The 9,434-nt window shown below is 62.4% G+C and carries 7 protein-coding genes and 1 pseudogene; 4 read left to right on the forward strand and 4 right to left on the reverse strand.

Translation table 11 applies throughout. From position 1 onward, the window contains the following. The first annotated feature begins 9 nt into the window (after window positions 1-9). The 4 genes from GGD57_RS21925 to GGD57_RS21940 all read left to right on the forward strand — a co-directional run bounded on the left by GGD57_RS21925 (window position 10) and on the right by GGD57_RS21940 (window position 5,696). Window positions 10-1,197, forward strand: coding sequence for a phytanoyl-CoA dioxygenase family protein (locus tag GGD57_RS21925; RefSeq protein WP_184472367.1), 1,188 nt, complete (start codon window positions 10-12; stop codon window positions 1,195-1,197). A gap of 80 nt (window positions 1,198-1,277) precedes the next feature. Then, a complete protein-coding gene (locus tag GGD57_RS21930) occupies window positions 1,278-2,099 on the forward strand; it encodes an SDR family oxidoreductase (protein WP_184472368.1) in 822 nt (273 codons plus the stop codon). Window positions 2,100-2,251: 152 nt separating this feature from the next. After that, the gene (locus tag GGD57_RS21935; RefSeq protein WP_184472369.1) at window positions 2,252-3,163 is read left to right on the forward strand and encodes an SMP-30/gluconolactonase/LRE family protein; all 912 of its coding nucleotides are present in this window, start codon (window positions 2,252-2,254) and stop codon (window positions 3,161-3,163) included. A 280-nt stretch (window positions 3,164-3,443) separates the two neighbouring features. After that, window positions 3,444-5,696 (forward strand): glycoside hydrolase family 2 protein, encoded by a 2,253-nt coding sequence (locus tag GGD57_RS21940; protein WP_184472370.1) that lies wholly within the window; start codon window positions 3,444-3,446, stop codon window positions 5,694-5,696. A gap of 52 nt (window positions 5,697-5,748) precedes the next feature. Here the strand turns inward: GGD57_RS21940 and GGD57_RS21945 are convergent, their stop codons facing one another. The 4 genes and pseudogenes from GGD57_RS21945 to GGD57_RS21960 all read right to left on the reverse strand — a co-directional run. Further along, the gene (locus GGD57_RS21945; RefSeq protein ID WP_184472371.1) at window positions 5,749-6,864 is read right to left on the reverse strand and encodes an ABC transporter ATP-binding protein; all 1,116 of its coding nucleotides are present in this window, start codon (window positions 6,862-6,864) and stop codon (window positions 5,749-5,751) included. A 3-nt stretch (window positions 6,865-6,867) separates the two neighbouring features. After that, on the reverse strand, window positions 6,868-7,854 hold the full coding sequence (locus tag GGD57_RS21950; protein WP_184472372.1) for a carbohydrate ABC transporter permease: 987 nt from the start codon (window positions 7,852-7,854) through the stop codon (window positions 6,868-6,870). Beyond that, window positions 7,851-8,804, reverse strand: coding sequence for a carbohydrate ABC transporter permease (locus GGD57_RS21955; RefSeq protein ID WP_184472373.1), 954 nt, complete (start codon window positions 8,802-8,804; stop codon window positions 7,851-7,853). Before GGD57_RS21955 ends, GGD57_RS21950 begins: the two co-directional genes overlap by 4 nt. Window positions 8,805-8,900: 96 nt before the next feature. Continuing rightward, window positions 8,901-9,434 (reverse strand): annotated as a pseudogene (locus tag GGD57_RS21960) (sugar ABC transporter substrate-binding protein); the annotation flags it as partial.

Consider the following 9,434-nt stretch of genomic DNA (forward strand, 5'->3'; position numbering starts at 1 on the left):
GGAGCCATCATGAAGACCGACAATCAGCAGAAACTGCGCGCCGACCGTGTCTGGCTCAGCGAAGATGGCTGCGATCTCGAGGATTTTCGCCGCCTTGCGGAAAAGGCCACCGCGCTTGCCGATTACCCCACCGCGTCTGCAGTCGAAAAAAACGTATTGATCTATGACAGCCGCAAGGTGGCGGCGGCAGTTGCAACCACGCAGGGCCGGCGTGCCGTCCTGGCCGAGATCTGTGAGGCCTTCGGCGAAGGTCCGGGCGTCGCCGTTTTCAAGCACGCTTACGAGGATACCGGCATCATCGACCGCGCCAGCGCGATTTTCGATGAGATTATCGAGGAACAGCACCGCACCGCCACCGGTGGCGGCGATCACTTCGCCAAACCAGGCGCCAACGACCGCATCTGGAATTCGCTGGAAAAACATTGCCTCGCCGATCCGGCGAATTTCGCCGAATATTACGGCAACGCCATCGTTGCACTCGCAAGCCAGGCCTGGCTCGGCCCGAGCTACCAGATGACGGCGCAAGTCAACCGCGTCAATCCGGGCGGCGCGGCGCAGTCCGCCCATCGCGATTACCATCTCGGCTTCCAGTCGTCTGCGGTGATCGAGCAGTTTCCGGCGCATGTGCACCGGCTCTCGCCGGTGCTGACGCTGCAGGGCGCGGTCGCCCATTGCGACATGCCACTCGAAAGCGGCCCGACGCTCTTCCTGCCGCACAGCCAGACCTATGTGCCGGGTTATCTCGCGCTGAAGCGCCCGGAGTTCCGCGATTATTTCGAGGCCAACCATATCCAGCTGCCGCTCGAAAAAGGCGACGTCGTCTTCTTCAATCCCGCGCTTTTCCACGCCGCCGGCACCAACCGCTCGGCCGATATCAAGCGCGTCGCCAATCTCCTGCAGGTCTCCTCCGCCTTCGGCCGCGCCATGGAAACCGTCAACCGCGAGAGGATGAGCGCCAGGCTCTTTCCCGCCTTGAAAACATTGCAGGGCAAGCTCTCTCCCGACGAAATCGCCAACGCCGTCGCTGCCTGCGCCGAAGGTTATTCCTTCCCGACCAACCTCGACCGCGACCCGCCGCTCGGCGGCCTGGCGCCGAAGACGCAGGCGCGGCTGATGCACGAGGCGTTGAACGAAGGCTGGAGCGACGAAGCCTTTACGGCGGCACTTGCCGAACAGGCGCAGAAGAAATTGAGCTGACTTGGAGGCCACACGGCACCATACGAGCCTCCCGCGCCCCGCGGGAGGCCATTTGCATATCATCACCAAGGAGGAACCACATGAGCACAGACCACGGCCGTCTCGACGGCAAGATCGCCATCGTCACCGGCGGCACGCAAGGATTGGGCGCCACCATTGCACGCCTCTTCGCCGAACGCGGCGCTGAAGGCATCGTCATCTGCGGCCGTAACGAAGCCAAGGGCAAGGCGAAGGCCGAAGAGATTTCGGCCGCGACCGGCGTGAAGGTCGTTTACGTCAAGGCCGACCTCACCAAAGTCGAAGATGCGAGCCACGTCGTCCACACCTGCGACGAGGCCTTCGGCCGGGTCGATGCGCTGGTCAATGCCGCCGCCATCACCGATCGCGGCACCATCCTCGACACCAGCCCGGAACTCTTCGACACCATGTTCGCCGTCAATGTGCGCGCACCGTTTTTCCTGATGCAGGAGGCGGTAAAGGTCATGCGCCGCGAACAGACCGAAGGCACCATCGTCAATATCGGCTCGATGTCGGCCAAAGCGGGCCAGCCCTTCATCGCCGCCTATTGCGCCTCCAAGGGCGCGCTGGAAACGCTGACGAAGAACACCGCCTATGCGCTGCTGCGCAACCGCATCCGCGTCAACGGCCTCAATATCGGCTGGATGGCCTCCGAAGGCGAAGATCGTATCCAGCGCGAATATCATGGCGCGCCGTCCGACTGGCTGGAGAAGGCGGCGGCAGGCCAGCCTTTCGGCCGCCTCGTCGATCCGCACGAGGTGGCGCGCGCCTGCGCCTATCTGTCGTCTTCCGAATCCGGCCTGATGACCGGCTCGGTTATCTGCTTCGACCAATCGATCTGGGGCGCCTATGACGGCTCGCCGCATCCGGTCGCAGCCCTCTGACAAGTCCCGAGCCCGGCTTTTCCCATTGCCGGGCTCCGGCGTCTTTTCAGACGCCACACTTTGAACTGCGGCATAATTTCATCCTCAAATCGATTCCGGTCGAAAGGATTATGCAGTAGGAAGAGGGCGGCAGCATTCAGGGAGGAACTGGCTTGGCCGACAATCCGCTTTATGACATCCGCGATGAACGTTTCGCCGCTCTGGTCATCGGCAGTGCCGCACTTGAAGAGCTCTATTCCGGCTGCCGCTGGACGGAAGGTCCGGTCTGGTTTTCCGACCTGAACTGCCTTCTCTGGAGCGATATCCCGAACGAACGCATGATGCGCTGGACGCCCGACGGTACGGTCTCCGTCTTCCGCGCGCCCTCCAATTATGTCAACGGCAATAGCCGCGACCGGCAGGGCCGGCTCATCTCCTGCGAACATGGCGGCCGCCGCGTCACCCGCACCGAACCGGACGGCACGATCACCATTCTCGCCGACAGCTACAAGGGCAAGCGGCTGAATTCGCCGAACGATCTCGTCGTGCATTCCGACGGCGGGATCTGGTTCACCGATCCGACCTACGGCATCCTGTCGGATTACGAGGGCCACAGGGCCGAGCCCGAGCAGCCCACCCGCAACGTCTATCGGATCGACCCGGCAAGCGGCGCAATCGAGGCCGTCGTCGAGGATTTCATCCAGCCGAACGGCCTTGCCTTCTCGCCCGACGAGACGAAGCTCTATATCGCCGATTCCGGCTCGGCAAAACATGAAGTGCCGCGTCACATAAGAGTTTTCGATGTCATCGACGGCCGGAGGCTGACGAACAGCCGCTATTTCTGCAGCCTCGACGTTGGCAATCCCGATGGCTTCCGCTTCGATGTCCAGGGCAATCTCTGGACGAGTGCCGGTGACGGCGTGCACTGCTTTTCGCCAGACGGCACCCTGCTCGGCAAGATCAGGGTGCCGCAGACGGTGTCCAATCTTACCTTCGGCGGCCCCAAGAAAAACCGGCTCTTCATCACCGCGACGCGTTCGGTCTATTCGATCTATACCAAGACCAACGGCGCTCAATATCCGTAAACACTGGAACACCGCACCCCATGCAGGACAGACACCTGACGACATCGAATCGTCGGCCAAGACGGCATTGCTCGAACACATGTCACCCGAAACACTGTGAAGCGGTTGCGGATGACGGCATGCATGAAAAAAGCTAAAGCGCATCGCAGGAATCAAATTCGATGTGACGCGCTTGCGCTGCCTCGCACCTTATCGCCTCAAGGAGAAATACAGATGACCCGATCTTCACGCGCCGAGAGGCACCGCACCGCTGCTGATGCCATCACCGGGAGAGCCTGAGATGCGGTCCGTCGTTTCCTTCAACGAAGGCTGGAGTTTTCACGAGGGCTTCGGCCAGCGTCTGCTCGAAAGCTTCGATGCCGCCAGGTCGGTCAGCCTGCCCCATACCGCCGTCGAACTGCCCTTTAACTATTTCGACGAGACAAGCTATCAGCGCGCCTTCACCTATCAGAAAGTGCTGCGCTGGCTGCCGGAATTCGAGGGCCGCGAAATCTCGCTCGTCTTCGATGCCGCCATGGCCGACAGCGTCGTCTATTTGAACGGCGAAGAAATCATCGCCCATAAGGACGGCTACACCCCCTTCGAGGCCCGCCTCACCGGCAAGCTGCTCAAGGGTGAGAACCTCGTGACCGTCAAGATCGACGGCAGCGAAAACCCCGCCATTCCGCCTTTCGGCGGCCGCATCGATTATTTGACCTATGCCGGCATTTACCGCGACGTCTGGCTGAAGGTCACCGACCCTGTGTCGATCCGCAATCTCAAGATCGAAACCGCAGACGTTCTTGCCCCGGAGAAGTCAGCAACCGTCCGTGTCGATATCGCCAACCCGGAGAGCCGCAGCTTCTCGGCGACGGTCACCGCGACGCTGAAGCAGGCGGACGGCACGGTGATCGCCACCGCGGCAACCGAAACGATCGGTGACCGTGCCAGGCTTTCCTTCGGCGGCCTGACCGGCATCGCGCTCTGGGACATCACCGATCCCACGCTCTACGAGGTCACGGTCGAACTCAGGACCGAGCACGGCTCGGACCGTGTCTCGAGCCGCTTCGGCTTCCGCACCGCCGAATTCACGCCGGAAGGTTTCCTCTTGAACGGCAAGCCGCTGAAGCTGCGCGGCCTCAACCGTCACCAGGCCTTCCCCTATGTCGGTTATGCCGCCGGCCGCTCCGCCCAGGAGCGCGACGCCGACATCATGAAGAGCGTGCTGAAGTGCAATATCGTCCGCACCTCGCATTATCCGCAGTCGAAATGGTTCCTCGACCGCTGCGATACGATCGGCCTGCTGGTTTTCGAGGAAATCCCCGGCTGGCAGCATATCGGCGATGCCGACTGGCAGAAGGAATCGATCGAAAACGTCCGCCGCATGATCGAGCGCGACTGGAATCATCCCTCGATCATCATCTGGGGCGTGCGCATCAACGAGTCGCAGGATAGCCACGACTTCTACGTCGAGACCAACCGCCTGGCCCGCGAACTCGACAGCACCCGCCAGACCGGCGGCGTGCGTTATATCACCGAGAGCGAGCTGCTCGAAGACGTCTACACGATGAACGACTTCATCCTCGGCAATGAGGAACTGCCGGGCGCCAACCGCCCGCGCACCGTCCTTCGCGCCCAGCAGGAAAATACCGGTCTGTCCGCCAAGGTGCCGTACCTCATCACCGAGTTCAACGGCCACATGTACCCGACGAAGATCTACGATCAGGAGCAGCGCCAGGCCGAGCATGTGCGCCGGCATCTCGACGTGCTGAACGCCGCCTATGGCGACCCGGATATTTCGGGCGCCATCGGCTGGTGCATGTTCGATTACAACACCCACAAGGATTTCGGCTCCGGCGACCGCATCTGCTATCACGGCGTCATGGACATGTTCCGCGAGCCGAAATTCGCCGCCCATGCCTATATCAGCCAGTGCGATCCTTCCGAGGAGATCGTCATGAAGCCGGCAACCTTCTGGGCGCGCGGCGAGCGCAATATCGGCGGCGTGCTGCCGCTGATCGTCCTGACCAATTGCGACGAGGTGGAACTGCAATATGGTGCGCTTTCCAAGCGCGTCGGTCCGGACCGCGAGAATTACCCGCATCTGCCGCATCCGCCCGTCGTGCTCGACCATCGCCACTTCACCGCCGACGAACTCGGCACCTGGGGTCTCGAATGGATCGACGGTACCTTGACCGGTTATATCGACGGCCGGCCGGTGGCGAGCCTGACGCTGGCAGCCGATCCCCTGCCGACGACGCTTGAAATCGTCGCCGACAGCCAGACGCTGAAGGCCCGCGAACGCGACAGCACCCGTGTCATCATCCGCGCCCTCGACCAGTGCGGCCAGCGCCTGCCCTTCATGAACGACAGCATTTCGCTGAAGGTGCATGGGCCGGCAAGAATCGTCGGCCCGACCAATGTGCCGCTGCAGGGCGGCACAGCGGGCTTCTGGCTGGAGGCGACAGGCTTTACCGGCGAAATCACCGTCGAAGCGGTCTCCTCGCGCTTCGCGCCGGTGACGCTCACGGTGACGGCCGCCGCAAACTCATAGCGTTAGAGCGTCGTTAGCGCGTCTTATTGGACGCGCGGCGCTCTAATGGCCGTCACACGATCCGCACCTGGCTTTCAGGATCGAAGAACACGGCCTTGTCGAGATTGAAGGCAAGGCGTGTGCTTTGTCCGGGCGCGATGCCGGCATCGGCGCGCAGTCGGGCGACGACGGATTTGCCGCCGAGCTTGGTGACGGCAAAGGTGTCGGAGCCGGCCGGTTCGACCACCTCGATCAGGCAGTCGCCTTCGGTCAGCGAACGCGCCTTGCGGTCGGCACCGTCGGGATCGGTCAAGGCCTCGGGGCGAATGCCGAAGATCACCGGCTTGCCGGTATAGCGGGTCAGGCCGTCATTGCCTGCCATGACGGGCAATCTGAGGGGAGCGCTATTGGCCCGCTCGAGCGAGACCTCCAGCCCGCCCGCGCCGTTCTCGACGGTGGCGTTGAGCAGGTTCATCGCCGGCGATCCCATGAAGTCGGCGACGAAGAGATTGGCCGGGCTGTTATAAATCTCGGCCGGCGTGCCGAACTGCTGCAGCACCCCGTCCTTCAGCACGGCGATCTTGGTCGCCAGCGTCATCGCCTCGATCTGGTCGTGGGTGACATAGACGAAGGTGGTGCCCATGCGCTGATGCAGCCGCTTGATCTCAGTGCGCATGTCGACACGCAGCTTGGCATCGAGATTGGAGAGCGGCTCGTCGAACAGGAAGACCTGCGGATTGCGCACCAGGGCCCGGCCCATGGCGACGCGCTGGCGCTGGCCGCCGGAGAGCTGCGAAGGCTTGCGGTCGAGCAGATGGCCGATCTGCAGCATGTCGGAGACTTGGCTGATCGCCTTGGCCCGCTCCTCCTTCGGAACGCCGCGGATCTCCATGCCGAAGGCAATGTTGCCGGCCACCGTCATGTTCGGATAGAGCGCATAGGACTGGAACACCATGGCGATGTCGCGCTTGGACGGATGCAGACCGCTGATGTCGCGGCCGTCGATCCTGATATCGCCAGAGGTGATCGTCTCCAGCCCGGCAATGGTGTTGAGCAGGGTCGACTTGCCGCAGCCGGACGGGCCGACCAGCACGAGAAAGCCGCCCTTTTCGAGTTCGAGATCGATGCCCTTGAGGATGTCGACGGCGCCGAAGCGCTTTCTGAGACCGGAGATTTCCAGGAAGGCCATGACTTACCCTTTGACTGCGCCCGCCATCAGACCGCGCACGAAGTAGCGGCCGGCGAGGATATAGACGATGAGCGTCGGAACGGCCGCGATCATCGCCGCCGCCATGTTGACATTGTATTCGACCACCCCGGTCGAGGTGTTGACGACATTGTTCAGCGCCACCGTCATCGGCATGGAGTCACCGGTGCCGGCGTAAGCGGAGGCAAACAGGAAGTCGTTCCAGATATTGGTGAACTGGTAGATGACGGTGACGACGATGATCGGCAGCGAGTTCGGCAGCATGATGCGGCGGAAGATCTGGAAGAAGCTGGCGCCGTCGACCTGGGCGGCGCGCACCAGTTCGGTCGGAAAGGCCTCGTAGAAATTGCGGAAGAACAGCGTGGTGAAGCCGAGCCCGTAGACGACATGAACGAAGACCAGATTGACCGTCGAATTGCCGAAGCCGAAGTTCCAGCCGGTGGCGTTTTGCAGCGTCATGCCGAAGCGGCCGAGCGAGCCGAGGATCGTCGCCATCGGCAGGAGCACCGACTGGAACGGGATGAAGCAGGCAAACAGCATCAGGCCGAACACCAGCGTATGGCCGGGAAAGCGCCATTTGGTCAGGATATAACCGTTGAGCGCGCCCATGATGGTGGAGATTGCCACGGCCGGCACCACCATCTTGATCGAGTTCCAGAAGTAACCCTTGATGCCGGCGCAGGTCAGCCCGACGCAGGCCTCGCCCCAGGCCTTGACCCAGGGATCGAAGGTCGGCGCCTGCGGCAGCGCCAGCATGTTGCCGCTCTGGATCTCGTCCATGGTCTTGAACGAGGTCGTCAGCATGACGAAGAGCGGCATCAGGTAGAGGATGGCGAAGATGACAAGCAGGCCGTAGATGACGATGCGGCCGATCCAGCGGGCGCTGTTGCCGCGCGCGACACCTTCGGCTGCTGCTGCCGCTGTCGTCGATGCCGATGAGGACGTGCCGATGGGAGAGGTGAGGCTGCTCATCGGGCCTTCTCCTTCAGTTCGGAATAGAGATAGGGCACGATGATCGCCGAGATCGTCATCAGCATGATGATGGCGCTGGCCGAGCCGACGGCCATCTCGTTGCGCTTGAAGGTATATTCATACATGAAGTTCGACGGCAGCCAGGCCGAGCCGCCCGGCCCGCCCGAGGTCAGCGCCACCACGAGGTCGTAGGATTTGATCGCCATATGGGCGAGCACGATGAAGGCCGACAGGAAGATCGGCCGCAGCAGCGGAATGACGATGCGCCGGTAGAGCTGGAAGGGCGAAGCGCCGTCGATCTGGGCGGCCTTCATGATCTCGCCGTCGATGCCGCGAAGACCGGCCAGGAACATCGCCATGACGAAGCCCGAGGCCTGCCAGACACCGGCGATGACGACGGTGTAGATGACGAAGTCCTTGTTCTTGATCCAGTCGAAGTGAAAGCTCGTCCAGCCGAAGTGGTGCAGGGTCTGCTCGAGCCCGAGGCCGGGATCGAGGAACCACTTCCAGGCAACGCCGGTGACGATGAAGGAGAGCGCCATCGGATAGAGGAAGATCGGCCGCAGCAACCCCTCGCCGCGGATCTTCTGGTCGAGCAGGATGGCGAGCAGCAGGCCGAGTGCCAGACAGATGCCGACATAGAGGAAACCGAAGATCGCCATGTTGGTGATCGACGTGTACCAGGAGGACGGCGGATCGCTCTCGAAGGTCCAGCGCCACAGCCGCTGATAGGCGCGTGCGCCGGTCAGTTCATAGGAGGGAAAGGTCTTGGAATTGGTGAAGGAGAGATAGGCCGTCCAGACGATGAAGCCGTAGACGAAGATGAGGGTGATGACGAAGCTCGGCGCCAGCACGATCTTCGGCAGCGCATCCTGCAGCCGGCCCCGGAGCGAGGCGCTCGTCGATCGCCCGGGTGTCAGAACCGGATCGGTGGTCGCAACTGTGCTCATGGTCTCATCTCCTCCCCTGCATCGTCAGGCCCGCATGGTCGCGGGTCTGATGCTTCCCCGCAAAGCGCGCGGGGAAGCAGTGTTCATCGACAGATCTCAGCGGGCGTCGTCGATCGCCTGGACGAGCTGGGTGACGGCTTCGTCGGAGCTCTTGATCTGGCCGTGGACGAACTTCGAAACGACGTCCTTATAGGCATTGGCGATTGCCGGAGGCGCGCCATAACCCTGGGCGAGCGAGCCGAACAGCGTGCCGCCCTCATTGGCCGCCTTCAGATCGGCGATGCCCTTCTTGCCGCAGGCGTCGAAGTCGGTGTCGGGAACGTCGGTGCGGGCGGGAACCGAACCCTTGACGACGTTGAAGGCCGACTGGAAGCTCTTCGACAGCGTTGCGGTCGCCAGCGCCACCTGCGCTGCCTTGCGGTCGTCGGGAACGTTGAACATGCCGAACATGTCGGAGTTGTAGATGACGCTGCCTTCGGTGCCGGGGAAGCGGTAGCAGAGGAAGTCGGTATCCGGCTTCTTCTTGGCGGCGACGAATTCGCCCTTGGCCCAGTCGCCCATCACCTGCACCAGCGCATCACCCTTGATGACCATGGCGGTCGCCAGATTCCAATCGCGGCCGGAGAAGTT

Origin of the sequence: Rhizobium esperanzae, assembly GCF_014197615.1 — a bacterium.
Classification (GTDB): Bacteria; Pseudomonadota; Alphaproteobacteria; order Rhizobiales; family Rhizobiaceae; genus Rhizobium; species Rhizobium esperanzae_A.

Bases quoted from the DNA above. Each gene is read 5' to 3' on its own strand.
- GGD57_RS21930 (WP_184472368.1), top strand. From the start codon at position 1,278: ATGAGCACAGACCACGGCCGTCTCGACGGCAAGATCGCCATCGTCACC.
- GGD57_RS21945 (WP_184472371.1), bottom strand. From the start codon at position 6,864: ATGGCCTTCCTGGAAATCTCCGGTCTCAGAAAGCGCTTCGGCGCCGTC.
- GGD57_RS21950 (WP_184472372.1), bottom strand. From the start codon at position 7,854: ATGAGCAGCCTCACCTCTCCCATCGGCACGTCCTCATCGGCATCGACG.
- GGD57_RS21955 (WP_184472373.1), bottom strand. From the start codon at position 8,804: ATGAGCACAGTTGCGACCACCGATCCGGTTCTGACACCCGGGCGATCG.
- GGD57_RS21925 (WP_184472367.1), top strand. From the start codon at position 10: ATGAAGACCGACAATCAGCAGAAACTGCGCGCCGACCGTGTCTGGCTC.
- GGD57_RS21940 (WP_184472370.1), top strand. From the start codon at position 3,444: ATGCGGTCCGTCGTTTCCTTCAACGAAGGCTGGAGTTTTCACGAGGGC.